At 60.3% G+C, this 23,342-nt stretch carries 25 protein-coding genes; 15 read left to right on the forward strand and 10 right to left on the reverse strand.

Annotated elements, in window-relative coordinates; all coding sequences use genetic code 11:
* Positions 1–8 precede the first annotated feature (8 nt).
* From P2W41_RS11325 to P2W41_RS11340, 4 genes are all read left to right on the forward strand, one after another.
* Complete coding sequence (locus P2W41_RS11325) at positions 9–275, forward strand: hypothetical protein (protein ID WP_404933192.1); 267 nt, start codon at positions 9–11, stop codon at positions 273–275.
* Positions 272–940: a phosphoribosylformylglycinamidine synthase subunit PurQ gene (gene purQ / locus P2W41_RS11330; protein WP_292895179.1), complete on the forward strand. Its 669-nt coding sequence runs from the start codon at positions 272–274 to the stop codon at positions 938–940. Before P2W41_RS11325 ends, purQ begins: the two co-directional genes overlap by 4 nt.
* Positions 941–1,050: 110 nt before the next feature.
* Complete coding sequence (locus P2W41_RS11335) at positions 1,051–1,380, forward strand: hypothetical protein (protein WP_404933193.1); 330 nt, start codon at positions 1,051–1,053, stop codon at positions 1,378–1,380.
* Between the two features lie 235 nt (positions 1,381–1,615).
* Complete coding sequence (locus P2W41_RS11340; protein WP_404933194.1) at positions 1,616–2,254, forward strand: Pr6Pr family membrane protein; 639 nt, start codon at positions 1,616–1,618, stop codon at positions 2,252–2,254.
* Between the two features lie 116 nt (positions 2,255–2,370).
* Here P2W41_RS11340 and P2W41_RS11345 read toward each other — a convergent pair whose 3' ends face one another.
* A complete protein-coding gene (locus P2W41_RS11345) occupies positions 2,371–2,598 on the reverse strand; it encodes a DUF1127 domain-containing protein (RefSeq protein ID WP_404933195.1) in 228 nt (75 codons plus the stop codon).
* An 81-nt stretch (positions 2,599–2,679) separates the two neighbouring features.
* Between P2W41_RS11345 and P2W41_RS11350 the strand changes: the two genes are divergently transcribed.
* The 3 genes from P2W41_RS11350 to P2W41_RS11360 all read left to right on the forward strand — a co-directional run bounded on the left by P2W41_RS11350 (position 2,680) and on the right by P2W41_RS11360 (position 7,432).
* The gene (locus tag P2W41_RS11350) at positions 2,680–4,092 is read left to right on the forward strand and encodes a PLP-dependent aminotransferase family protein (RefSeq protein ID WP_404933196.1); all 1,413 of its coding nucleotides are present in this window, start codon (positions 2,680–2,682) and stop codon (positions 4,090–4,092) included.
* A gap of 107 nt (positions 4,093–4,199) precedes the next feature.
* Positions 4,200–6,401 (forward strand): phosphoribosylformylglycinamidine synthase subunit PurL, encoded by a 2,202-nt coding sequence (gene purL, locus P2W41_RS11355; RefSeq protein WP_404933197.1) that lies wholly within the window; start codon positions 4,200–4,202, stop codon positions 6,399–6,401.
* A gap of 65 nt (positions 6,402–6,466) precedes the next feature.
* Entirely contained in the window at positions 6,467–7,432 is a 966-nt protein-coding gene (locus P2W41_RS11360) for a LysR family transcriptional regulator (RefSeq protein WP_404933198.1), read from the forward strand.
* Here P2W41_RS11360 and P2W41_RS11365 read toward each other — a convergent pair.
* Complete coding sequence (locus tag P2W41_RS11365) at positions 7,375–7,827, reverse strand: ester cyclase (RefSeq protein ID WP_404933199.1); 453 nt, start codon at positions 7,825–7,827, stop codon at positions 7,375–7,377. The genes P2W41_RS11360 and P2W41_RS11365 overlap by 58 nt on opposite strands.
* 195 nt (positions 7,828–8,022) lie before the next feature.
* Here P2W41_RS11365 and P2W41_RS11370 point away from each other — a divergent pair, with 195 nt between their 5' ends.
* From P2W41_RS11370 to P2W41_RS11380, 3 genes are all read left to right on the forward strand, one after another.
* On the forward strand, positions 8,023–8,256 hold the full coding sequence (locus tag P2W41_RS11370) for a BolA family protein (RefSeq protein WP_025031168.1): 234 nt from the start codon (positions 8,023–8,025) through the stop codon (positions 8,254–8,256).
* A gap of 110 nt (positions 8,257–8,366) precedes the next feature.
* On the forward strand, positions 8,367–8,702 hold the full coding sequence (gene grxD, locus P2W41_RS11375) for a Grx4 family monothiol glutaredoxin (RefSeq protein WP_229447083.1): 336 nt from the start codon (positions 8,367–8,369) through the stop codon (positions 8,700–8,702).
* A gap of 236 nt (positions 8,703–8,938) precedes the next feature.
* A complete protein-coding gene (locus P2W41_RS11380; RefSeq protein ID WP_292895151.1) occupies positions 8,939–10,183 on the forward strand; it encodes a multidrug effflux MFS transporter in 1,245 nt (414 codons plus the stop codon).
* Here the strand turns inward: P2W41_RS11380 and ttcA are convergent.
* The gene (gene ttcA / locus P2W41_RS11385; protein ID WP_292895148.1) at positions 10,167–11,006 is read right to left on the reverse strand and encodes a tRNA 2-thiocytidine(32) synthetase TtcA; all 840 of its coding nucleotides are present in this window, start codon (positions 11,004–11,006) and stop codon (positions 10,167–10,169) included. The two genes, P2W41_RS11380 and ttcA, sit on opposite strands and share 17 nt — an antisense overlap.
* A 150-nt stretch (positions 11,007–11,156) precedes the next feature.
* Here ttcA and P2W41_RS11390 point away from each other — a divergent pair, with 150 nt between their 5' ends.
* Genes P2W41_RS11390 through P2W41_RS11400 form a run of 3 tightly spaced genes read left to right on the forward strand, consistent with a single transcriptional unit; the run spans position 11,157 to position 13,370 of the window.
* Entirely contained in the window at positions 11,157–12,170 is a 1,014-nt protein-coding gene (locus tag P2W41_RS11390; RefSeq protein WP_404933200.1) for a glycosyltransferase family 2 protein, read from the forward strand.
* Entirely contained in the window at positions 12,163–12,972 is an 810-nt protein-coding gene (locus P2W41_RS11395; RefSeq protein WP_404933201.1) for a ChbG/HpnK family deacetylase, read from the forward strand. Before P2W41_RS11390 ends, P2W41_RS11395 begins: the two co-directional genes overlap by 8 nt.
* Positions 12,969–13,370, forward strand: a complete 402-nt coding sequence (locus P2W41_RS11400; RefSeq protein ID WP_292895140.1) for a GtrA family protein — start codon at positions 12,969–12,971, stop codon at positions 13,368–13,370. Before P2W41_RS11395 ends, P2W41_RS11400 begins: the two co-directional genes overlap by 4 nt.
* 71 nt (positions 13,371–13,441) lie before the next feature.
* Here the strand turns inward: P2W41_RS11400 and P2W41_RS11405 are convergent, their stop codons facing one another.
* Both P2W41_RS11405 and rpsD read right to left on the reverse strand, forming a co-directional pair.
* Positions 13,442–14,932 carry a glycosyltransferase family 39 protein gene (locus tag P2W41_RS11405; protein WP_292895137.1) on the reverse strand — a complete coding sequence of 497 codons (1,491 nt, stop codon included), beginning with the start codon at positions 14,930–14,932 and terminating at the stop codon, positions 13,442–13,444.
* A 90-nt stretch (positions 14,933–15,022) separates the two neighbouring features.
* Positions 15,023–15,640: a 30S ribosomal protein S4 gene (rpsD, locus tag P2W41_RS11410; RefSeq protein ID WP_292895135.1), complete on the reverse strand. Its 618-nt coding sequence runs from the start codon at positions 15,638–15,640 to the stop codon at positions 15,023–15,025.
* 526 nt (positions 15,641–16,166) lie between these two features.
* Between rpsD and P2W41_RS11415 the strand changes: the two genes are divergently transcribed.
* On the forward strand, positions 16,167–17,138 hold the full coding sequence (locus tag P2W41_RS11415) for a LysR substrate-binding domain-containing protein (RefSeq protein ID WP_292895132.1): 972 nt from the start codon (positions 16,167–16,169) through the stop codon (positions 17,136–17,138).
* Here P2W41_RS11415 and murI read toward each other — a convergent pair.
* Genes murI through P2W41_RS11430 form a run of 3 tightly spaced genes read right to left on the reverse strand, consistent with a single transcriptional unit; the run spans position 17,096 to position 20,851 of the window.
* The gene (murI, locus tag P2W41_RS11420) at positions 17,096–17,884 is read right to left on the reverse strand and encodes a glutamate racemase (RefSeq protein WP_292895130.1); all 789 of its coding nucleotides are present in this window, start codon (positions 17,882–17,884) and stop codon (positions 17,096–17,098) included. The two genes, P2W41_RS11415 and murI, sit on opposite strands and share 43 nt — an antisense overlap.
* A gap of 2 nt (positions 17,885–17,886) precedes the next feature.
* A complete protein-coding gene (locus P2W41_RS11425) occupies positions 17,887–18,675 on the reverse strand; it encodes an RNA methyltransferase (RefSeq protein ID WP_404933202.1) in 789 nt (262 codons plus the stop codon).
* 49 nt (positions 18,676–18,724) lie between these two features.
* On the reverse strand, positions 18,725–20,851 hold the full coding sequence (locus P2W41_RS11430; protein ID WP_404933203.1) for a DUF294 nucleotidyltransferase-like domain-containing protein: 2,127 nt from the start codon (positions 20,849–20,851) through the stop codon (positions 18,725–18,727).
* Between the two features lie 276 nt (positions 20,852–21,127).
* On the opposite strand from P2W41_RS11430, the gene P2W41_RS11435 reads away from it, so the two are divergent.
* Entirely contained in the window at positions 21,128–21,412 is a 285-nt protein-coding gene (locus P2W41_RS11435; protein ID WP_292895121.1) for a hypothetical protein, read from the forward strand.
* Here P2W41_RS11435 and fabF read toward each other — a convergent pair.
* Positions 21,396–22,670, reverse strand: coding sequence for a beta-ketoacyl-ACP synthase II (gene fabF, locus P2W41_RS11440; protein WP_404933204.1), 1,275 nt, complete (start codon positions 22,668–22,670; stop codon positions 21,396–21,398). The genes P2W41_RS11435 and fabF overlap by 17 nt on opposite strands.
* A gap of 104 nt (positions 22,671–22,774) precedes the next feature.
* On the reverse strand, positions 22,775–23,161 hold the full coding sequence (locus P2W41_RS11445) for a MarR family winged helix-turn-helix transcriptional regulator (protein ID WP_292895094.1): 387 nt from the start codon (positions 23,159–23,161) through the stop codon (positions 22,775–22,777).
* Positions 23,162–23,342 lie beyond the last annotated feature (181 nt).

Consider the following 23,342-nt stretch of genomic DNA (forward strand, 5'->3'; position numbering starts at 1 on the left):
AGACCGTCATGGGCGACGTCACCAATGCGCTGCTTTATGAGGCTCTCAAGAGCACGCATAGTCGCCTGGACAAATTCGAAGCCGTTCAATCGGAGATCCGTCAGGAGCTGGTCTCCATCCAGGGGCATATGATTGCGATCCAGCAGGACACCCGCAATATCCACGGTATGCTCGAACGCCATGACGACAGCATAGAACGCCGCCTCGAACTCCGTGAAATGCCCGAAGGCCCGCAGAAACCATACGATCCCAGCCCAAGCGATCAGACCCCATGAAATCAGCCATCATCCAGCTTCCCGGCCTCAATCGCGATCGCGACATGATCGCCGCGCTTACCAAGATTTCCGGAAAGGCGCCGATCACCGTCTGGCAGACGGAGACCGAGCTTCCAGATGTCGACCTCGTGGTCATTCCGGGCGGCTTCTCCTATGGCGACTATCTGCGCTGTGGCGCAATCGCCGCCCGCATGCCGGTCATGCAGGCCGTGGCCGAGAAGGCCCGCAAGGGCGTGCTCGTCATGGGTGTGTGCAATGGTTTTCAGGTTCTCGTCGAAATGGGCCTCCTGCCCGGCGCACTGATGCGCAACGCCTCGTTGAAGTTCGTGTGCCGCGAGGTGAAGCTCGAAGTCACCAACGCCAGCACGCCCTTCACGCGAGGTTATCAGCAGGGCCAGATCATCCGCTGCCCGGTCGCCCACCACGATGGAAACTATTTCGCGGACGCCGAGACGCTGAAGCGGATCGAGGACGAAGGCCAGGTTGCCTTCCGTTACGCCGAGGGCACCAATCCCAACGGCTCGGTGAACGACATTGCCGGCATTGTCAGCGACAGCGGCAATGTGCTTGGCATGATGCCTCACCCCGAAAACCTGATCGAAGCCGCCCATGGTGGCGATGACGGCCGCGCGCTCTTCGCCAGCGTCCTTGGAAAGGCCGCCTGATGGGTCGCGCCGGACATTCCGGTTCAGATCCGCAAAACCCGGTACGTCGTGCCACCTGTGCGGCACTGATGACAGCGCTGCTTCTTCTGTCGGCATGCCAGACCGAACCTATGGGTGGCGCACTCAATCTCGAGGTCGATGCCTCCACTCCCGTAGCCGCTCTTCAGAAGATCAACAGCAATGGCGCAAAATGCTGGATGCGCTCCGGGGATCGTCGCTTCCGTAATCTCCACATGATTCCGGAGCTGGATACCCGGGTGGGGCGACCGCGGCTGTTGATCATGCGCAGCAAGAACCAGCAGGGGCTGCCCTTGCTGGTCATTGAAGCTTCCGGATCCCCGACGACAATTTCGACCTATGGACCGCTGGCGTCGACGCAGACCGGCGCCCGGATCAACGCCGATATCATGCGCTGGTCGGGCGGAACAACCGGTTGCTGAGCCAGGAAAACCACGCAATTGAGTTTCGAACGCCGTTTTGATGACGTTTGCAGTTTGACGATGGGCTCGCTACGGTGACCGTATTGGACGATGCAGGTGCTCTGGTCGCGCTTGCGTCCAGCCAGCGATTTGTAAGGAACCCCTGTGGATTCTCGCGCTGATGCTTTAGACTTAAACTTTAAATTTAGATTCTCATACTAATGCAAGCGCTCGCAAACGGCCCAGGGGAACCCGCATGACGAAAATCCTGAACATCGCCGGCTTCGTAGTCGGCTTGCTTGCGCTTGTCGTGCAATTCGCTCTGACCATCCCTGCTTCCATGGAAGCAGGGCGCAGTCTCGTCGGGTCGGTCTTCCACTACTTTTCGTATTTCACCATTCTGACAAATGTTCTGGTGGTTCTCGTCCACCTGGCTGCCTTGTCGGGCGTACCGCGCTTCTTCACGCAGGCCTGGGTTCGCGCCGGAGTCGCGGTATCGATCCTTCTGGTCGGTATCGTCTATTGGCAGCTTCTGTCCGGGATCTGGCAGCCAGAGGGCCTTTTCCTTGTGTGCGATGTCGCGCTTCACTACGTCGCGCCGGTGCTCTATCTCATCTGGTGGCTGGTGGCCGGTACGGATGGCAGCCTTTCCTGGCGCCACCTCCCCCTTTGGCTCGCCTATCCGCTTCTCTATGTCACCTATGTCCTGGTTCGCGCTCCGATCGCGGGGGAAGTACCCTATTACTTTCTGGATGCACGGTTGAATGGATGGCCCAGTGTGCTCTTTTATCTAGCCGCCATTCTGGTCACTTTTGCCTTCCTTGGGCGTATTGCAATGCTGGCGGACCGCCTTATCGCAAGCGGAAAGCCCTCTCGCGCCAACGCCTCCGTATAGAAGCAGGCCAGCGCGCCCAAACCTCACAAACTCCCGGCTGCGAAATGCTCTGGGCAAGAGCCTGAGCCAATGGATTGACTGCGCCCATCGTTATGGCGATGTCGAAACCAGCCTGATCATTCCCAGAACGACCGGAGACCTTCCCGACGGGCCTCTTCTCGCGAGACACCTATATCGCGCAATTGTTCGTCCGTGAGGTCGAGCAGAGCCAGCCTGCTGCGGCGCTTGTCAAACAGGGCTTCAATCCGTGCTACAGCGGAGCGCAGACCAGGTCTGAATGACTTCTTCGCTGGCTCCGGCGCCTCCGACCTGCATCCCTGATCAATTGTTTTGATTGCATCCATTGCATCACTCCTTCTACTGGAATGGAGCGATTGAACCTATGCATTGACTCCAATATGGGTGCAATATAGATAATTGTCACCATGACAAATTGGCTCCCAAACCTTCAGCGCGGATCCGGCCCGCTTTATGTGCGTCTCGCAGACCAGATCGAACGCGATATCGAGAATGGTACGCTCACGCCCGGAACCAAGCTGCCGCCACAGCGCAATCTTGCTTATGACGTTGGCGTTACGATTGGCACGGTAAGCCGGGCCTATTCTCTGGTTCGCCAGCGCGGGCTGGTTTCAGGAGAGGTCGGTCGCGGCACCTATGTGCTTGAGCGCATACGCACCGTCCGTCCGGATGGCGTGCAGGCACAGCCATTCGGCGGAACACGCAGCCCACTGCCAGAGCCGGGGAAGACCCGCATGGATTCCACTGCCGCGCCCAATGTTGGCCAGGCTGAGGTCCTGACGAGGATTGCAGAACGGATCGCCCGCGATTATCCGGCGGATGTGGCCAGCTACACGCGTACACTCCCCACGCGCTGGCTTGAAGCCGGCAGCCAGTGGCTTGCGCGCGGCGATTGGAACCCGCAGCCGGAAACCATTGTCCCCACGCTCGGCGGACATGCCGGCATTCTGGCAACCATTGCAGCCATGACCGTGCCGGGTGACCGGATCGCCTTCGAGGAATACACCTATTCGCATGTCGCCCGCAGCGCCACGGTGATAGGCCGCCGTCTGCTTTCGGTCGCCATCGACGAGGAGGGCATGGTGCCAGAGGATTTCGAGCGGGTTTGCGCCCAGCAACACCCCCGTCTGGTGTTTCTGGTTCCTTCGCTACACAATCCAACACTGTCGATCATGCCCGAAGCGCGCCGGCAGGCCATTGTGGATATCGCCAGGACGCACAATGTCTGGCTGATCGAGGACAATATTTACGGCGCGCTTCTCGACAAGTCGCCGCCTCTTTTCGCTTCCCTGGCGCCGGAGCGCACGTTTCATGTGGGGAGCCTGTCCAAGTCCATTGCTGCGGGCGTGCGCGGCGGCTGGATCGCCAGCCCCCTGCCCTATGTCTCGCGTGTGCTTACTGCGCACAAAATGATCACCGGCGGCATACCTTTTCTGCTTGCCGAACTCGCAGCCCAGCTCGTGCTTTCGGGAGAAGCCCGAAGCATTCACGCCCGCGTGCGTGCGGAGATTGCGGCCCGAGAGGCAATTGCCGCCTCCGTCTTTGCAGGAAAGGACTTCACTTCTCATCCGGATGCGCCATTTGTGTGGCTGAGACTGCCCGAGCCATGGCTGTCGAGCACCTTCAAACAGGCGGCAATGGAGGAGGATGTCCTGGTTGATGACGAAGACGAGTTCAAGGTGGGGCGGGCCGGCAGCCCCCTGCACCGTGTCCGCATTGCCTTCACCGTACCCGAGAGCCGGGAGACCGTGACAAGGGGGCTGAGGAAGCTCAGAAGCCTTCTCGACAATCCGATCAGCGGGTTTGACAATTACGGTTGATGAAAACCGGCAAAGGGAAGTGGATTATCCCGGCACAATACTGTAACGCAGGCCCCAGATAGCCTCAGACAGCTAAAGCAACCCTTTGCAGGGACCATGCCGACCACATGACCATTCCCAATCACATCCCCATCACCGAAGATCTCATCGCCGCCCACGGCTTGAAGCCCGACGAGTATCAGCGCATCCTCGATCTGATCGGTCGTGAACCGAGCTTCACGGAGCTCGGCATTTTCTCCGCCATGTGGAACGAACACTGTTCCTACAAGAGCTCGAAAAAATGGCTGCGCACGCTCCCCACTTCGGGCCCGCAGGTCATTCAGGGCCCTGGCGAAAATGCCGGCGTGGTCGATATCGGAGACGGCCAGTGCGTGGTCTTCAAGATGGAGAGCCACAACCACCCCTCCTATATCGAGCCCTATCAGGGCGCGGCCACCGGCGTCGGCGGCATTCTGCGCGATGTCTTCACCATGGGCGCGCGCCCGGTCGCGGCCATGAATGCGCTGCGCTTCGGTGCACCCGATCATCCCAAGACGAAGCATCTTGTGGCCGGTGTGGTTTCGGGCATTGGCGGCTACGGCAATTCCTTCGGCGTTCCCACGGTCGGTGGCGAGGTCAATTTCGATGCCCGCTACAATGGCAACATTCTGGTCAATGCCTTTGCAGCCGGAATCGCCGAAACCAACGCGATCTTCTACTCGAAGGCTGAAGGTGTTGGCCTGCCCGTCGTCTATCTCGGCGCCAAGACAGGACGTGATGGCGTCGGCGGGGCGACGATGGCCTCTGCCGAGTTCGATGAGGGCATCGACGAAAAACGGCCCACCGTTCAGGTCGGCGATCCTTTCACCGAAAAATGCCTGCTCGAAGCCTGCCTCGAACTAATGGCCACCGGCGCCGTCATCGCCATTCAGGACATGGGCGCAGCGGGGCTAACCTGCTCGGCCGTGGAGATGGGTGCGAAAGGCGATCTCGGCATCGAGCTCGACCTCGACAGGGTTCCCGTGCGCGAAGAACGCATGAGCGCCTACGAAATGATGCTCTCGGAAAGCCAGGAGCGCATGCTCATGGTGCTCCAGCCCGAAAAACGCGACGAGGCCGAGGCCATCTTCCGCAAATGGGGGCTGGATTTCGCCATTGTCGGCAAGACGACCGATGATCTGCGTTTCCGCATCATGCATCAGGGCGAGGAAGTGGCCAATCTCCCCATCAAGGAGCTTGGCGACGAGGCACCCGAATATGACCGCCCGTGGGTCGAGCCGAAGCCGAAAGCACCGCTCGCAGGGCCGGTGCCGGTAGCCGACATCGCAGAAAGCCTGCTCAAGCTTCTCAATTCGCCCGATCTCTCCTCCCGGCGCTGGGTGTGGGAACAGTATGACACGCTCATTCAGGGCAATTCGCTGCACCTCCCCGGTGGGGATGCCGGCGTTGTCCGCGTGGACGGACAGGAGAAAAAGGCCCTCGCCTTCTCGTCTGATGTCACACCGCGCTATTGCGAGGCCGACCCTTACGAAGGCGGCAAGCAGGCCGTGGCCGAGTGCTGGCGCAACATCACCGCCACCGGTGCCGAACCGCTCGCCTCCACCGACAATCTCAATTTCGGCAATCCCGAAAAGCCGGAGATCATGGGCCAGCTCGTCCACGCCATCAAGGGCATCGGCGAGGCCTGCACCGCGCTTGGCTTCCCGATCGTGTCGGGCAATGTCTCGCTCTACAACGAAACACTCGGCGAGGCGATCCCACCGACCCCGACCATTGCGGGCGTCGGCCTTATCCCGGACTGGCAAAAGGCAAGCCGCGCCGCCTTCTCCGCGAAAGGCGAAGCGATCGTTCTCATCGGCGCGCCGGAAGGCTGGGGCTCGCATCTTGGCCAGTCGGTCTATCTGCGTGATATTCATGGTCGTGCCGAAGGCCCGCCTCCCCCGGTCGACCTCGTCCACGAGAAGCGTACCGGCGATCTCGTGCGCGGCCTCATCCGTTCCGGCGCGTTGACCGCCACCCACGACTGTTCGGATGGTGGTCTTGCCGTTGCGCTGGCAGAGATGGCCATCGCCTCTGGCATCGGCGCCACCATCGAAACGCCCGAAAATCCGATTGCCGCCTTTTTCGGCGAGGATCAGGGTCGGTATGTCGCGACGACCGCAAACGTCGACGAGGTCCTGTCAGCCGCCAGAACGGCGGGCGTTGCGGCCGTGGTCATCGGCAGGACCGGTGGCGATGCGCTCACGCTGGGTGAAGCGTCACCTGTCGCGGTCACAACCCTGAAAGAGGCGCACGAGGCCTGGTTCCCACACTTCATGGACGGGGCCTGACAAGAGTCTGTCAGCGCGTCTCCGCTCCTGCTAGATTCAGGCAAAGTTCGGCCGGAGGCGCGCCGATGTACGACTGGAACGATCTGAAGTATCTCCTGGCTGTGATACGTGCCGGGTCCACCGCTGCCGCCGCCCGATCGCTGGGCGTCAGCCAGACCACGGTCGCACGCCGGCTTGATGCTCTGGAGCACGCCCTCTCCACCCCGTTGTTCGAGCGAATGCCGGAAGGTTTTCGGCCTACGAAACTGGCAATGGACCTTCTGCCTCTCGCCGAGCGGATCGAAGAGAGAGCCTCCCGGCTTTCCGATCTCGCCAGCGCCCATGCCCGTCATTCGCGTCAGGTTTTGAGGGTTTCAACCACCTCACTGCTTGCCGCCCATCTCCTGCCAGACCTTCTGGCGCACTACAGGCACGAGGTGTCTGAGATGACGGTCGAGATCGATACCAGCAACAATGCCTCCGACCTCGTTCACGGGGAAGCCGACCTGGCCTTGCGTCTTGGCACATTGCCCCAGAACCCGGAGATCATCCGGTCACGTGTAGGGATCAGCCACTGGACACTTTATGCAAGCCGCGATTTCGTGAAGACCCATGGCATCCCGGCTTCGCCCGAAGCGCTCATCGCCTGCCCACTGGCTGTCGGGGAAGGAGCACTCGCCCGTATTCTCCCCCTGCAACGCCTTTCCGAGCTGCTTTCCTCACACCCGCCTGCCTATCGCTGCGACAGTCCGGAAGCCCTGATTGCGCTGGTCAGGGCCGGGCTTGCAGCCGCGCCTCTGCCGGTCTGGCTGGCGGCCCGGGACGAGACCCTCGTGCCTCTGCCTGTATCCGCCTGCAATGTCGCTGCGCCGATCTGGATGTTGTGCCATGAACGAAACCGGCATGTTCGCCACATTGAAGCCTTTCGCAAGGTGGCGACGCTTCGTCTCCGCGCGATGCGCCGCCAGTTTTCCGAACCGGAGAAAGCCCTTGATCAGGCAGCCCCTTCCTTGGATTTTACAGGCCCCGCCGCAACGGGAAACCCCAGCTGACGCGCTTGCGCAGCCGCGTCGCGCGCACCCCAGCGCTTCTGGACCTGATTGTTCCCGATCTCGAACCATTCCATGGCCACCAGTTCATAGCTGTTGCCCGTAGGGGCGTCGAAATCGAGGAACGGCGCGGTCCAGCGTCCCGTTTCGCGAAAACGGACGGCAGCCCGGTCCTTCTCCACCACGCAATCCTCAATCACCAGTTTCATGTTGAGTGACCCATGAAGCTGCCGCCAGATGGAGGCGGCAAACTCGAAGGCCCCCGTTCCGGTTACACCCTGAATTTCGCAGTCAGGGGCGAAGATCTGTCTCAAACGCTCGATGTCACCGCGGTTCATGGCATCCACATATGCGTCGATGACATCTCTTACGACCTGTTCCTTGCTCGCTACTGTCATGTCTGTTCCTTTGAAAAACCGCCCGTTCGGCGGCGCATCCTCATGCGTCTGATCGGGTGGACGCTTCAACGGAACTTGCCGCAGCCCCCTTCTGCAAATCTGTGGCCCAGTCCTGGCAATTCGTCCCGCTCGATTGACCTTGTCGGCGCCAGACGCCATATCTCGATTGAGAACATTTCAGGAGGCACTGCATCCATGGCCATGAACGCCGCCGACATTGAACGCCTGATCAAGGAAGGCATCCCTGACGCTCAGGTCACGATCCGCGATTTGGCAGGAGACGGGGACCACTACGCAGCGGAAGTGGTGGCGGAGAGCTTCAGAGGCAAGTCCCGCGTGCAGCAGCATCAGATGGTCTACAATGCCCTGAAGGGCAATATGGGCGGAGCTCTTCATGCACTCGCCTTGCAAACCAGTGCCCCGGATTGAGCGAGAAAAAAGTTTTTATCCGCTGGCGTTGCACCACAATGGATGGTGCAATACATAACGGTTTACAAGTGAAACGCCGGGCCTTTACCCCGGTCAGATGAGGATTTGCGATGACCGGCATCAACGAATTCATCGATAATGAAGTCAAAAGCAGCGACGTTGTGCTTTTCATGAAGGGTACACCCGGCTTTCCGCAGTGCGGCTTTTCAGGCCAGGTGGTTCAGATCCTCGACTACCTCGACGTCGACTATAAGGGCGTCAACGTTCTGACCTCCGACGAACTGCGTCAGGGCATCAAGGACTACTCCAACTGGCCCACCATTCCGCAACTCTACGTGAAGGGCGAATTCGTGGGCGGTTGCGACATCATCCGGGAAATGTTCCAGGCAGGCGAGCTGCAGGCTTTCCTGAATGAAAAGGGTGTGGCAGCCAAAGGCGCCGCCTGATTTCAATACCGGATTAGCGCCCCCGTCGGGCGCTTGTTTTTTCAGATGCGTTGGCGTTCGCCAGCGCATTTTTTCGCGTCGGTGACTGGTTTCCCGTTTCATTGCCGGCGCTTGTTGTGGCCCGGAGCGCGTTTTCTCGCTGCGGATGGGATCACGGCGTCTGCCTGCATAATCGTGGCCTGTTTGAGCCGCCAGCAGGGTTGATTGCGCATGCCTGTTGATCATTGGAGAGTGATATGAACAAGTCCGTTTCAAATGAAGCCCTGCAACCGCGGAAATCTCTGGGCCGGGCGGAATTCATTGCACTTGCCGCAGCGCTCATGTCGCTCAATGCGCTTGCCATCGACATCATGCTGCCGGCCCTTCAGCAGATCGGCGCCGAACTTGGCGTGGATGACGAGAATGCTCGCCAGTACATCGTGACCGCCTATATCGCCGGTCTTGGCGGCGGCCAGCTCGTTTTCGGTCCGCTCTCCGACCGCTTCGGTCGCCGCGCGCCATTGTTCTTCGGTCTCGTCCTCTATGTGTCCGCAGCGTTGATCGCGGCGATTTCACCCAGTTTCGCTTTCATTCTCGTTCTGCGCTTCCTCCAGGGCATCGGGGCAGCCACGACGCGTGTCATCGCCGTCTCCGCAATTCGCGACGTCTTCGGCGGCCGCCAGATGGCTGAAGTCCTTTCCATGGTCATGATGGTCTTCATGGTTATTCCGGTCATCGCTCCGAGCATCGGACAGATCATCATGATCTTTGGCGACTGGTCCGAGATCTTTCTCGCCATGGCTGTTCTGGCCGTCATCTTCGGCACATGGGCCGCGCTCCGGCTTCCAGAGACACTCGCTCCGGAGAACCGGCGCGAGCTAACCTTCTCGTCAGTGACAAAGGGGTTCGCCTACGTCCTGACCAACCGAATCGCTCTTTGCTACACGCTCGCGACGACCAGCATCTTCGGCGCGCTTTTCGGGTTCATCAGTTCAGCACAGCAGATCTATACCGACACATTCAACCTGGCCGACTGGTTTCCGATCCTGTTCGCCATCGGCGCCGGCCTCATGGCTGTTTCGTCCTTCACCAATTCGCGGCTGGTAGGGCGGATCGGCATGCGCCGCCTCTCCCATACGGCGCTTGTCGGGTTCACGCTCGTCAGCTTCCTCTGGCTGGTGCTTGCCATGGTCGGCTATATGCCGTTTGCACTATTCTTCGTGTTGTTCTCTGTCGCCATGTTTCAGTTTGGCTGGGTCGGTGCGAACTTCAATTCTATCGCCATGGAACCTCTGGGCCATGTGGCCGGCACAGCGGCAGCGACGCAGGGGTTCCTCACCACGCTTGGTGGAGGTCTGATCGGCGCTCTGGTCGGCCAGTCCTTCGATGGTTCCACCGTGCCTCTGGCCGCCGGTTATTTTCTCACCGGTGCGGTGGCCATCGTCCTTGTTCTCATCGGCGAACGGGGCCGCATGTTCCACGCGGTCAACCCGCCCGTGTAAGCCCCGCGAAGTCGAACAGTTTCCGATCGAGCAGGTGAGACGGGCGTGCATTGGTCAGCGCCCGGATCATCGTGTCCTTGCGACCGGGCATGCGATTTTCGATATCCGTCAACATCGCCTTCATGGCGTTGCGCTGAAGGCCGTCCTGACTGCCGCAAAGGTCGCAGGGAATGATGGGAAACTTCATCGCTTCGGCGAATTTCGCCAGATCCGTTTCCGCGCAATAGCTGAGCGGGCGAAGCACCATCACGTCACCCTCGTCGTTCAAAAGCTTGGGCGGCATCGCCGCAAGACGTCCGCCATGAAACAGGTTCATGAAAAAGGTTTCGAGAATGTCCTCGCGGTGATGGCCAAGCACGAGTGAAGAGCAGCCCTCCTCCCGCGCAATCCGGTAGAGATGCCCACGCCGAAGCCGTGAACAAAGCGAGCAATAAGTGCTTGATTCGGGAAGTTTCTCCGTCACCACCGAATAGGTGTCCTGGTATTCGATCCGGTGTGCGACACCGATACTGTCGAGATACTCCGGCAGAATGTGTTTTGGAAAATTCGGCTGTCCCTGATCCAGATTGCAGGCGAGAAGCTCAACCGGCAGAAGGCCACGCCATTGAAGATCCATCAGCACCGCCAGAAGACCGTAGGAATCCTTTCCTCCTGAAAGTGCTACCAGCCAGCGCTCACCGGGTTTCACCATGGCGAAATCTTCGATCGCCTGACGTGTCTGGCGCAACAGACGCTTGCGCAGCTTGTTGAACTCCACCGAAGACGGCATGCCGTACATGAACGGTGGTGTGTCTTGCGCCTCATCCGCCTCTGTGTCCGTCATATCGATCGGTTCTTTCGATTGCGCCAAAGTGGTATGCATGGACACGCCTCTGTCGGTACATATGATTTCGCGTCTTCCTATCAGAAGCCTTGCGGCAAGGCGACTTAACGAATAGGCATTTTCAACTTTCTGTTGGCAGAACATCGTTTGATGGAGATTGCGCGCGTGGCCCAGCGGCTCGACATTCTGGTTCCTTTCCTCAACGAACGGGAGAGCGTTGCCGGGTTCAGCGCCCTGGCAGGCGAGCTTGCCGTACAGGTCAAGCAGCGCTTCGACCTCGACACGCATTTCATCTTTATCGATGACGGAAGCACGGATGAAGGGGGCGCGCTCTATGGCGAGCACATGACCGGCCGCTGGTCGCTCATCACGCTTGCGCGCAATTTCGGCAAGGAAACGGCCATCCTTGCCGGCCTTGATCATTCCGAGGGAGATTACGTCCTCCTCATGGATGCCGACCTACAGCATACGGTGGACGTCGCTCTCGACATGATCGGTCGCATCACTGCCGATCCAGACCTCGACATGGTCTATGCAGTTCGCGCAGACCGTGCCGAGAGCCGCACGCTGGGGCGATACCTTGCCAATGGTTTCTACTGGCTGATCAATATGGGTCAGCGTTACGAGATCCCGGCCAATGCCGGCGATTTCCGTGTCATGACGAGCCGCTTTGCCGCGGCACTGCGCCAGTTGCGTGATCAGCGCCGCTTCAACAAGGGGCTTTACGCCTGGACCGGCTTCAAGCAGGAACGCATCCTCTACAAACCGGCCGAACGGCAAGGTGGCGAAAGCAAGTGGTCGCGGCGTCGTTTGATCGCCTTTTCTCTGGAAGGGTTCACCTCGTTCTCCGTTGTGCCCTTGCGCATGGTCTCGCTGTTCGGCACCGGTGTTGCGGTGCTCGGCTTTCTCTACGGCATCAAGATCCTTCTGGAGGTTCTGTTCACCGGTGTCTCCGTTCCCGGCTATCCCAGTCTGATCGTGGCGGTACTGGTTCTGGGCGGTCTCAACCTGGCTCTGACGGGCCTTGTGGGCGAGTATGTCTGGTCCGCGTTGAGTGAGGCGAAGAACAGGCCGAATTACATCGTGAAGTCCATCACGGGCTCCGAGACCTCTGCACCCTCGGCCACGAAAGAGCGCAAGCCGCGCAAGGCAACCCATGGCTGAGCCCGGCGCCCGCTCGATCTGGCTGATCGCGGATGACTACGGCTTTTCGCCGGGCGTCAGCGACACCATACGTGCGCTACTGGAAGGCGAACGCCTGAGCGGCACCGGCTGCATGACCCTCTTCGACGACTGGCCGAGCGAGGCCAGCGCCCTTGCCACGATCGGTGGTCCGTTCGCGGTCGGCATGCATCTCACCCTCACAGATTTCCCTGCCCTCTCCACGGGCCGGACCATGCCGGACCTCAAGCGGCTTCTTGCAAAAACTGAAGCGGACGCCATCATGTCCGAAGCCGATGCTCAGCTCGCACGCTTTCGTGAGGCATTCGGGCGCGACCCCGATTTCATCGACGGCCATCAGCATGTCCATTTCCTTCCGCCCGTGCGGCAGTGGTTGATCAGGCAGTTTGCCGATGTTCCGAGTGACAAGCGCCCATGGTTGCGTGGTGCACCGACACTGCGCGCGGCCCCCGCTCTGGTGAGGGGCAAAATCGTTGTGGCGCGCCTGCTTGCACGCGACTTCGACGCCGAGATGCGGCGCCATGGTTTTAACGTCGAGGGACCGCTCTGCGGCTTTTACGACTGGCGCAGAGCCGGTGCTTTTGCTCGCGCGCTCGACCTCTTCATCGACCGGGCACCTGATGGCGCCGTTGTCATGTGTCATCCCGGCACGGTCGATGAGATCCTTCGCGACCGTGACGTGTTCACCGACGCCCGCAACGAGGAACGGGATGCACTCGCCTCGGACGCCTTCCCATTGCGCCTTGCCGGAGCGGGCCTGTCCCTGAGGCGCGAGCGGCGATGATCGAGCGAGATGACCACCCGGTCTCCACGAAGTTCGGCCGTTTCGCCATTGTCGGCCTTTTGAACACGGCGATCGATCTTGCGAGTTTCACCGCCCTTGTCGCTCTCGGACTTCCGGCACTTGCCGCCAATTTTCTCGGCTGGGCCGTTGCCGTGATCTTTTCCTTCGCGGTCAATTCGCGCTGGACATTCGAGCGTGCTGAACGATTCAACCTTCACAGGGCTTTTGCGAAATTCGCCATCAGCGGCAGCATCATCTCACTTGGATCGTCGACACTCGCCGTTTATCTCCTGCCACCGTTTACGGGCCTGTTCGCGGCCAAACTCATCGGCATTGTCGTCGGCGCGATCCTCAATTTTTTCGCCGCCCGCTGGTCGATCGAAAATCGGGTAATTTGATTCACTTTCAGACGAAACGGGCGGGTTTTAGCTCGAATTCCGGCAAACCGAGACATTTTGGGAAAAACGGCTCAAAGATCGCTTCCGGCCGGTGGGACGAAGAATATCCGCACCGTCCAGCTTCTCTCTCCGCCGAATCCGGACACCGTCACATCCTGCGTATCGCGCCCGCCACTCGACAGCTCGACCGCCTTGTTCAGACACCCTTTCTGGCCTTCGAAGCAGGCAATCAGCATTCCTTTCTGAGCGACACTCTCTGGGGTGATCCAGGGCGTTAGCGCATAGGAGTTCGCCTGCATGGAATAGGGGCGAGAGGCCGTATAGAAGGTCATTCCGCTGGCCAGTATCTTGTCGCCGGCCACATAGGTGAGCGGCGTGTCGTACCGCGCATACCACGCACTCTCAATCTGACCTGCGAGAGTGCGAACCGGCACATTGTTGTAGTGCGAGGTGTTTTTCGCTTCCTCGGCATAGATTATCGGCGTCAAGGCGAGAAGACAGGCGCCATAAATCATCACGATCGCAGGAATGGCGGGCTTCTGCACCTCCAGACGTCCAGCCTTGACGATCAACAGCAGAAAGGTGGGCGCCGAGAAGTACAGCGGCAGCGCCCACACCGAACTGAATTGCACGGTGAATACGATACCAAGCAGAAGTGTAAGCGCGAGGGACCCGAAGCCGGCCCACAAGAGCGCGCGCCCGGCCAGCGTGCTGCGCAACCCAAGGAATGGTCCAGCCTCAAACCAGGGACCGCGCCCGTTGCGCCGGATGGCAATCAACAAGACAAGAACGGCTGGAAGCAGATAGGCCAATAGGGCCGCGAGGAAACGCGGGGCGGAGGTGAGACCGATCCAGGGTGAGCCATCCCCCTGTTCAGAGACATAGGTCAACGGCAGAAAATCGTTCCCGGCCAGCCACAGAAGATGCGGTGTCATCAGCGCCAGGAAAACAAGGCTCGCCACCCAGACACCGGGCTTCAACAACAGCGTCCGCGCCTCGCGATCAAACAGCACATGAAGGCAGATGGCACCCAGAAGTGCGGCCGAAAAGTACTTGATCAGCATGGAAGCGGCAGCCAAGACGCCCAAAATCACGGCGTCTGCGAAGCGTTGCTTTTCCAGAAAGCGCAGGTAGAACCACACGGTCGCGGCCCAGAAGGGAAGCATGGCCGAGTTGGCGTTGTACTTGATCGCGAGAAATGTAACCGGCGGCAGAAAGAAGAAAAGTGCCGTGGCCAGAAACGCGCGCCATGGATCGAGAAACCGCGTGGCGATCCGCCAACTTGCAAACATGAGCGCTGCGCCATTGACCGCCGACAGGAGATAGTAGGCCCAGTCGACATTGGGAAACACGGCAAACCATGCCGCCGTGATCCAGGCAAACAGCGGTGGGTGCTTGTAATATCCCAGCTCCCAGGCGATGCCCCAGGAATAGTTCTCCAGCATGTCGCCAAAGCCATCGAGATTGAGCTGGGTCAGGCTGGCATAAACCGTCCACAACGCGACGAAGAAGGCCAGCAACAAGCCCATTCGCACACTGGACGCCCCGGCCAGTCCTTTCATGGCATTACCCCGATAAATCTCTGAAGACAAAAAAGAAGGCGTCCGGCCAATGGCAGGACGCCCCCCTTCCGAATTACCCGCCGAAACGTATCAGCGCGAGTAGTACTCGACAACCAGGTTCGGCTCCATATGCACCGCATACGGCACGTCGGAAATCGCGGGCATGCGCAGATAGGTGGCGACCATCTTGTTGTGGTCGACCTCGACATAATCCGGAACATCGCGCTCGGCGAGCTGCGTGGCTTCCAGAACGATGGCGAGCTGCTTGGACTTTTCCTTGACCTCGATCACGTCACCGGCCTTGCAGCGGTAGGACGGGATGTTGACGCGGCGGCCATTGACCAGAATGTGGCCGTGGTTCACGAACTGACGCGCAGCGAAAATCGTGGGAACGAATTTGGCGCGGTAGACGATGGCGTCGAGGCGGGACTCCAGGAGACCGATCAGGTTCTCGTTGGTGTCGCCCTTGCGACGGTTGGCCTCGTCATAGGTCTTGCGGAACTGCTTTTCCGAAATGTCGCCGTAGTGACCTTTCAGCTTCTGCTTGGCGCGCAGCTGCAGACCGAAGTCCGAGAGCTTGCCCTTGCGGCGCTGACCGTGCTGGCCGGGCCCATATTCACGGCGGTTGACCGGGGATTTCGGGCGACCCCAAATATTCTCGCCAAGACGGCGATCAAGTTTGTACTTTGCTGAATGGCGCTTGCTCATCGCATTCCCTTTCACATCAAAAACCCCGGAGCAAAACACTCCGGACGAAGGAAACGCGCCCTCCTCTGGCTTCCGTTTTCGAAACCTGACAGGACAGACCACGCACGCTGATGCGGCTTGTCCACGGGACACGTTAAAAAGCGCGGCAGCCGGAAAGCCATCGCGCTTGTGCGGGTGATTATTGGAGACCGGGCCAAATGTCAACCGGAACCCTAATCCAGATAGCATTTGGGACGCAGGGGGCGAACATCCGTCAAACCAACATCGTGGTGCACAAGTTCGGGAACATCCCGCGGATCGATGGTGCGCCGCCGACGCTTTCCGTGCGCACCCGCTACTCTCGCCCATTTCAAAAACGAATGCCAGAGCGATGCGCGCGCGCCGGAGCCATGAAGGAAAACTTGTTCCATTGTAATTTTCCAGTTGCCTCAAGGAAAAGCTGAGTTGATTTCGCGCCTGAATTTCGCTCTTCTAAAGTGCAGATTCCAATCGAATGATCACCGGGTACCATAAGGAGAATTTATCCATGTCCGGTGCACTCCTTCCGCCACTGGCGGCGGTTCGCGCCTTCGAGGCAGCATCACGCCATGGCAGCTTCACCAAGGCCGGCGAGGAGCTGGGCATGACCCAGGCCGCCGTCAGCTATCAGATCAGGATCCTGGAAGACCGGATCGGCACGCCCCTTTTCGTGCGCCGGCCGAGACAGGTTACGCTGACCGAAACCGGCCAGCGGCTTGCGCCGGCCGTGAGCGACGCGTTTGAACGGCTTTCTGCAGCCTATGCTGACGCCCGCGGCATGATGGAAGGCACATTCACCATCAGCACCGCGCAGACCTTTGCCACCAACTGGCTTGTGGAGAACATCGATGCCTTTCAGACGCTGCATCCGACATTGTCGGTGCGGCTCGAAACAACGCAACGGCTAGCCGCTTTCAACACCGAGGATGTCGACATCGCCATTCGCGGCGGGCACGGCCCCTGGCCCGGGCTGGAGCGTCACCTGCTCATCGAAGCCGACTTCACTCCGATGCTGAGCCCAAGGCTTGCCGACACCGTTGGCGGCATCTCGACGCCTGAGGATCTTTTGAAGTTACCGCTGCTCGACCTCGGAGATCCATGGTGGACGATCTGGTTCAGCGCCGTCGATATCAAGATCGACAGTGACGACCGCCCCCCTATGGCGAAACTCGGAGGGCAGAGCATGCTGGCACGGGCGGCTATCGCCGGGCGCGGGGTGGCGATGCTCACACCTGCGCTGTACCGGACGGAACTGGAAGCAGGGCTGCTGCTAAGGCCCTTCGAACGCACGGAATCCGATGGTCTCGGATATTGGCTTGTCTATCCGGAGGGACGTCGCAACGCTCCAAAAATCCGGGCTTTCCGGGACTGGATTCTCCAAGCCTTGCGCGACGAAGAGATGGGCCGCGACAATGGTCGACAAGAACAGATGCCGGATCAGCGTGCCCTGAAGCCGAACCCGGTAACAAGACGGCGATAGCCCTCCACCGGGGCGCCGGAGGTAAAATGAGCGATGTCCTGCCCCCCCGCACCAGCAGGCACAGGCAAATCAGCCGCCAGCGTGAGGGCGCGCCTAGCAATCGCCTCGGATGTATCGATCCAGTCCACGGGCCATGGCGCGGTCTTGCGCATGCGGTTCACCAGAAACGGGTAGTGCGTGCAGGCCAGCACCACGATGTCGGTGCGCTTTCCGTCCTGCTCGACGAAACAGGGGGCGATTTCCCGCTCGACGGCCGCCTCATCCACATAGCCTTCGCGCATATACTGCTCGGCGAGAGCTGCCAGGTTTTCGCTGCCCACCAGCCGGACATGGCACTTGGCCGCATAGTCGCGGATCAGGTCGCGGGTGTATTGCCGCCTCACGGTGCCGGGCGTTGCAAGCACGGACACCAGCCCTGATCTCGTGCGCTCCGCTGCCGGCTTGATCGCGGGAACCGTACCCACAAAGGTTTGACCGGGGAACACCTCGCGCAATCGGTGGATGGCGAGCGTCGACGCGGTATTGCAGGCGATCACCGACATGGCTGGCCGATACGTCTCGAGGAGTTCCTCAAACAGCGCGACCATACGCTCGAGGAGCGCGCCCTCCTCCCATGCGCCATAAGGGAAGGCTGCATCATCGGCCACATAGACATAGGGCCGGCCCGGCAGAAGAATGCGCGCTTCCTTGACCACGGAAAGGCCGCCAATGCCCGAATCGAAGAAAAGGATCGGCCGGGTTTCCATGGTCATCCCCGGTCAGGCGCGCCTGAGCCGCGCGGGTTTTTCGGCGAAAACTTCTCCAGCGAACTCAACACGCCGCGCAGCACTGCCAGCTCTTCCACGGTGAAGCCGGGACGAGTGAACAACGCCCGCAAATTGTCCATCATCTTCGGCTTTTTGTCCTCGGTTCTGAAATAGCCGCGCTCGTCCAGCACTTTGTCGAGATAGCTCATGAGACTTTCAATATGCAGTTTCTCGGCGGGTGCGAGTGCAATGTCGGGCGGCCGGACGGCCTGATCGCCTGTCTTGATCCACTCATAGGACATGAGCAGAACCGCCTGGGCGATGTTCAGGGAGGCAAAAGCCGGATTGACCGGAAAGGTGACGATCTCGTCGGCAAGCGCCACTTCCTCATTGGTCAGACCCCAGCGCTCCCGCCCGAAAAGGATGCCGGTCTTCTGGCCACCGGCAAAGCGGTTTCGCAGATCGGCGGCGGCTTCGACCGGGCCGCGCACGGGTTTGAAATTGTCGCGCGGGCGCGCGGTGGTGGCCAGGACGAAGTTCAGATCCGCCACCGCTTCCGCCGGGGTCTCAAAGACCGTGGCCGCATCGATCACATGGTCGGCGCGGCTTGCCGCCGCACGCGCCTTCTCGTTCGGCCAGCCATCGCGCGGGCTGACGAGGCGAAGCTCCGCCAGACCGAAATTGGCCATGGCGCGCGCGACCATGCCGATGTTTTCACCCAGCTGCGGCTCCACCAGAATGATTGCGGGGCCTTCTGCGAGCATGTTTTGCTGTTTGTCTGTTCCTGCCATGATGGGCTGCTGTTACCCGCTTCATGCGCTGCGGTAAAGCACGCAATGATCAGTTTGCGAACATGGCGCTGCGGACAAGTTCGGGAATGATCGCGACCGCCTTCAGCGCGTCTTTCAGCGTTTTCTGCCGCGACGGAGCGAGCCGGTCGACAGCGATCCGGTTGGAGAGCGGTATGCCGGCAGCGATATCTTCCACCTGCTGCTCCAGCACACGCGCCAGGAGGAAGCGATGTGCATCGCGCAGCGCGAGCAGATCGCTGCGTGGCATTGCAGGCAGATCGGCGAGTGCTTCCAGCCGGGCGCGTGTGGAGGCATGCGGCAGATGATGGCGAATTGCGAGCGCGCGGGCGAGTGCCGAGATCGGAAACAGACCGTGGAGTTTCAGATCCAAACGTCCATTGTCCTGCCGAAACCCACCAAAAATCGTGAAGGGATTGGCGACATTGCGCACGCTTTCACCCAGGAGCTTGGCGAATTCAACACGTTCCGCCCCCTTTTTCCATACATGGGCCGCAAGCTCGGTGACCAGCCGTTCTTCGCCGTAAACCGCCCGAAGATCGTAGAAAATGTCGACATTGAGGAGGTCCTGCGGTCTCGCCTTTGACACCCACCCACCTATACGTTCGCGCCAGGTTTCCGCTGACCCGCGCCAGGCGGGATTGCGCGCCATCACGCCGCCCTTGCAAAGAGGAATTGCTGCCGTGTGCAGATGGTCGGTGAACTTTTCCGCAAAAGCAGCAAACCAGCTGTCTTCGGGTCCATCGGGTGCACCCTTTGAAAAGATTATGGCATTGTCCTGATCGGCAGCCAGCAGGCTTTCACCGCGCCCACCCGATCCCAGAACCATCACGGCGAACGGTACCGGTGGAGCGCCCCGCCCCTCTGCTTCCATTTCACACAGCGCCATATGGCAGGCGCTCGCGGTGATGGAACACAGAATACCGGAAATGATTTCGGCGATAACGCGCGTGTCGGTCTCTTCGTCGAGAAGCGCTGAAGCTATGACGGCGGTACGCGACCATGCGCCGGCGAGATCGGCGGATGTTCGCGCATTTTCGATACGTGCCTGGAGATCGACAGCGGCTCCTGCCCGGAACTTCAGAAAATCACGCGAAGAGAGCACGCCGGCAAGGTTTCCGCTGTCATCCGAAACCGCCAGATGCCGAATTCTCTTTCGGCTCATCAGGCCCAGTGCCTTATAGAAAAATGCATCGTCCTCCACCGAGATCACCGGCTTTGAAGCAATGACCGACACAGGTTTGGCCAGTGTGTCGCGGCCCCCGGCGGCAATTGCCCGCAGGACATCCCGCTCGGTAACGATGGCATAGTCGGCGACGTGGCCGGCCGCTCGTCCATCCGCCGCAAGAAGAAGCGAACTGATGCAGCGCTCTGCCATGAGGCGAGCAGCGTCCAACACCGTGACGTCGTCACGCGCCACGACGGGCTCACGGGTCGCCGCTTCCAGTACACGATGGCGGAAAGCGTAGGGATCGATGGCTTCAAGCGCATGTCGAGCGGCGCCGCTGCGGCGCAGAAAGGGTTCGCTCCACCCAGCTTCCGCCTGCTGGCGCAGGGCCTGTGAGCGCAGGCTTGAGGCGCGCTCGGCCTCGGCGACCGTGCGAATGCCGCGTTCTGCGAGATGCGGCGCAAGCGCGATGAAGATTTCTCCCGCAATGCGCGCATCTGCGGTCGCTCGGTGGCGCCCGGACGTATCCACCTCCAGCCAGGCGGCGATCGCCTCCAGGGACGCATCGGGCAGGTGTGAATTGACAAGACCGGCAAGCATGCGCACACAGAGCGTTCTTGGAGCCTGCCAGAGCAGACCGGCCCTGTGCGCCTCGCGCTCGAGAACGGCCAGATCGAAGCCAAGCGCATAACCAACGAGAAGGCGACCGCCCCGATACGCCTCAAAGCGCGGCCATGCCTCGGCAAAATCGGGTGCCGTGCGCAGCATCTGCCCGGTAATGCCATGAATGGTGGTGGAACGCGGCGGGATGGGGACGCCCGGGTCAACGAGTGTCTCAAACGTATCGTCCGGCCGCAACTCTCCGTCCACCAGCGCCATGCCGCCGAGCTGCAGGATACGCGCTTCCTTAACATCAAGCCCGGTGGTCTCGGTATCGAAAGCCACCGCGTTGGCGGCGATCAGGGGTGTGGCGTCGGTGACAGGTCTCACAACACAGTCCAAACAGAAGGTTTTGAGTGAATTTGCACCAGAAACAGACCGAATTCACCCGCAGATACCACGCCTGGGACCAAAGTCTCACCTTTCGTCACATCGCGGTGTGGAACGGACCGCATGTGGTTCCGTAGGCGCAGACACCATGTGCCACCTGTTTACCGGTTTCGACCTGGCACTTTGGGAAAATGAAACCCGCTGCTTATCGCTGGATGGCGTGGCCACCAGCGTTCGGCTGGAGCGTTTTTTTCTGGCGCGTTCTGGAGAATATCGGTGCGCGCTGGATTGACCGTCAGCGGTCTTCTGGACTGGCTTTACCAGGAGTTCCCGGATGAAGGCCACGATCTCGATAGTTTCACCTCCTTCTTGGGCGTATGCTGCGGGCGCTTCCTTGCCCTGCAGCTCACAGGCGACATAACCGGTGGCCGGACGGTCTCCATCCGGTCGCTGGACGCAGTCTCCGTGCTGGCGCTCGAGGAAGCACACCTGCGCGGCAGGACAATGGTGGGAAGCGCATTTCAGATACCGGATGGCAGCCCGACTATGGGATCTGACTGAATATGAGCGATGCGTTGACGCCGCCGAAGCCGAAGGCGTTCGACAGAACATGACGGAGTTTCCGGTGGCTGGGTTTTCCGGCCACCATATCGAAACGGGACGCTGCTTCATCGGGGTTTTTCAGGTTCAGCGTTGCGGGCACCACCCCTTCGCGCAGTGCCATCACCGAAAAGATCGCCTCGATCGCCCCCGCCGCACCAAGAAGGTGCCCGGTGGACGACTTGGTGGCGGCGATGGCGAGCGCCTTCTCCCGACTTGCGAAGACGCTGCTGATCGCCGCGAGTTCCGCCGCATCGCCGACCTCGGTCGAGGTGCTGTGGGCGTTGATGTGATCGATGTCTTCGGCGGCCAGGCCGGCCATGGACAACGCCTGGCGCATCGCCGCGGCCGCGCTGCGCCCGTCAGGATGCCCGGCCGTCAGATGATAGGCATCCGCAGTGGTGCCATAGCCGGCCAGAACCGCCAGCGGCGTTGCCCCACGGGCGCGCGCATGACTTAGCCGCTCGATAACGAGAATGCCGGAGCCCTCGGCCAGAACGAAGCCGGCGCGGTCCCTGTCAAAGGGACGTGAGGCCTCTTCCGGCGCATGGTTGAAGGCGGTGCACAGAGCCCGGGAGGCGGCGAAACCGCCTATGGAAATCGGGTCTACCGACCCTTCCGCGCCGCCGCACACCACCACATCCGCCTCGCCTGTCAAAATCAGCCGCAAGCCGTCGCCAATGGCCTGCCCGGCCGCGGCGCAGGCGGTGACCGGCGCACCGATGGGACCAGTGAAACCGTAGCGGATCGATACCCAGCCGGCGGCGAGATTGGCCAGAAAGGCCGGGACCGTGAATGGCGACAGGCGACGCGGCCCCCGGGTCAGAATCGTCTTCACCGCTTCCGCCATCAGTGGTGAACCGCCGACACCCGTGCCGATGATGATAGCGGTTCTGGCGCGCGCGCCTTCATCCTCCGGCATCCAGACGGCCTGCGCCAACGCTTCGGCGGTTGCCGCCAGGCCATATTGGATGAAGCGGTCCATTTTCCTGATGTCCCTGGCGTCAACCCACTCGCGCGGGTCAAATCCATGAATGTCCGTCTCCTTGGGCGGAACAAGGCCAGCAATGGTGCAGGAGAAGCCGGAAACATCAAATCGATCATTGGTAACGATGCCGCTGCGCCCCTCAAGGAGGCGACGCCAATTGGTTTCAACACCGACACCCAAAGGGCTGACCACCCCCATCCCCGTCACCACTACCGGGTCTTTGTGGACCATTGCATTTTTTCCTCTTTAGCTTTCGCATTCCATAATTCGTGTAATTACACCAGTGTATCTACACTTTTTATTGCGGAAAAATATCGTGCCTTGCCTCACGCGGCTTAGCCCGATGTCAGTTTTTTAAGCGCGACGAGCATGTCCTGATGGTCGTGACCGGCGAGTAGCTCACGCAGCTCCGCCTGTGCCATTTGCCAATGGGGGGTGATCTCGGTAACCAGCCTGCGGCCCTGTTCGCTCAGAAGGAAACGGCGTCCATTGCCCCTGGTCGCGGGAACAGCGCGAACAAGACCCTTCTTCAATAGAAGTTCCAGATTGCGCAGAAGCGTGGTGCGATCGGTCGCCACCCGCTCCGCGGTGCGGCTGACGGGTTCGTCAAACTGCCTTGCAAGGGTGGCGAGGATGGCGAATTGCACCACCGAAACGCCGAAAGGACGTAACTGTTCATCATAGCGGCGCGTCATCGAGCGCGCCGCCATCACAGTGTTCATCAAAAGGCAATCATCGGCCACATAATCCATCGGGCGGACAGTATAGTGTATCTACACGGTGTCAAGCGACAAAATGCCGGGTGGCTTCTTTGCGGTTCTCATCAGGAATGCTATAGGGCAGCCGACCTTTCGCGGGGGGAGTTCCTCTCTGCGCCTTTCAAACCACAATTGCGGAGCTTTT

The organism is Nitratireductor sp. L15S-10 (genome assembly GCF_045011005.1).
GTDB lineage: Bacteria > Pseudomonadota > Alphaproteobacteria > Rhizobiales > Rhizobiaceae > Nitratireductor.

Excerpts from the sequence above, each read along its gene's own strand:
- P2W41_RS11325 (WP_404933192.1), top strand. The coding sequence starts at position 9 with ATGGGCGACGTCACCAATGCGCTGCTTTATGAGGCTCTCAAGAGCACG.
- purQ (WP_292895179.1), top strand. The coding sequence starts at position 272 with ATGAAATCAGCCATCATCCAGCTTCCCGGCCTCAATCGCGATCGCGAC.
- P2W41_RS11335 (WP_404933193.1), top strand. The coding sequence starts at position 1,051 with ATGGGTGGCGCACTCAATCTCGAGGTCGATGCCTCCACTCCCGTAGCC.
- P2W41_RS11340 (WP_404933194.1), top strand. The coding sequence starts at position 1,616 with ATGACGAAAATCCTGAACATCGCCGGCTTCGTAGTCGGCTTGCTTGCG.
- P2W41_RS11345 (WP_404933195.1), bottom strand. The coding sequence starts at position 2,598 with ATGGATGCAATCAAAACAATTGATCAGGGATGCAGGTCGGAGGCGCCG.
- P2W41_RS11350 (WP_404933196.1), top strand. The coding sequence starts at position 2,680 with ATGACAAATTGGCTCCCAAACCTTCAGCGCGGATCCGGCCCGCTTTAT.
- purL (WP_404933197.1), top strand. The coding sequence starts at position 4,200 with ATGACCATTCCCAATCACATCCCCATCACCGAAGATCTCATCGCCGCC.
- P2W41_RS11360 (WP_404933198.1), top strand. The coding sequence starts at position 6,467 with ATGTACGACTGGAACGATCTGAAGTATCTCCTGGCTGTGATACGTGCC.
- P2W41_RS11365 (WP_404933199.1), bottom strand. The coding sequence starts at position 7,827 with ATGACAGTAGCGAGCAAGGAACAGGTCGTAAGAGATGTCATCGACGCA.
- P2W41_RS11370 (WP_025031168.1), top strand. The coding sequence starts at position 8,023 with ATGGCCATGAACGCCGCCGACATTGAACGCCTGATCAAGGAAGGCATC.
- grxD (WP_229447083.1), top strand. The coding sequence starts at position 8,367 with ATGACCGGCATCAACGAATTCATCGATAATGAAGTCAAAAGCAGCGAC.
- P2W41_RS11380 (WP_292895151.1), top strand. The coding sequence starts at position 8,939 with ATGAACAAGTCCGTTTCAAATGAAGCCCTGCAACCGCGGAAATCTCTG.
- ttcA (WP_292895148.1), bottom strand. The coding sequence starts at position 11,006 with ATGACGGACACAGAGGCGGATGAGGCGCAAGACACACCACCGTTCATG.
- P2W41_RS11390 (WP_404933200.1), top strand. The coding sequence starts at position 11,157 with ATGGAGATTGCGCGCGTGGCCCAGCGGCTCGACATTCTGGTTCCTTTC.
- P2W41_RS11395 (WP_404933201.1), top strand. The coding sequence starts at position 12,163 with ATGGCTGAGCCCGGCGCCCGCTCGATCTGGCTGATCGCGGATGACTAC.
- P2W41_RS11400 (WP_292895140.1), top strand. The coding sequence starts at position 12,969 with ATGATCGAGCGAGATGACCACCCGGTCTCCACGAAGTTCGGCCGTTTC.
- P2W41_RS11405 (WP_292895137.1), bottom strand. The coding sequence starts at position 14,932 with ATGAAAGGACTGGCCGGGGCGTCCAGTGTGCGAATGGGCTTGTTGCTG.
- rpsD (WP_292895135.1), bottom strand. The coding sequence starts at position 15,640 with ATGAGCAAGCGCCATTCAGCAAAGTACAAACTTGATCGCCGTCTTGGC.
- P2W41_RS11415 (WP_292895132.1), top strand. The coding sequence starts at position 16,167 with ATGTCCGGTGCACTCCTTCCGCCACTGGCGGCGGTTCGCGCCTTCGAG.
- murI (WP_292895130.1), bottom strand. The coding sequence starts at position 17,884 with ATGGAAACCCGGCCGATCCTTTTCTTCGATTCGGGCATTGGCGGCCTT.
- P2W41_RS11425 (WP_404933202.1), bottom strand. The coding sequence starts at position 18,675 with ATGGCAGGAACAGACAAACAGCAAAACATGCTCGCAGAAGGCCCCGCA.
- fabF (WP_404933204.1), bottom strand. The coding sequence starts at position 22,670 with ATGGTCCACAAAGACCCGGTAGTGGTGACGGGGATGGGGGTGGTCAGC.
- P2W41_RS11445 (WP_292895094.1), bottom strand. The coding sequence starts at position 23,161 with ATGAACACTGTGATGGCGGCGCGCTCGATGACGCGCCGCTATGATGAA.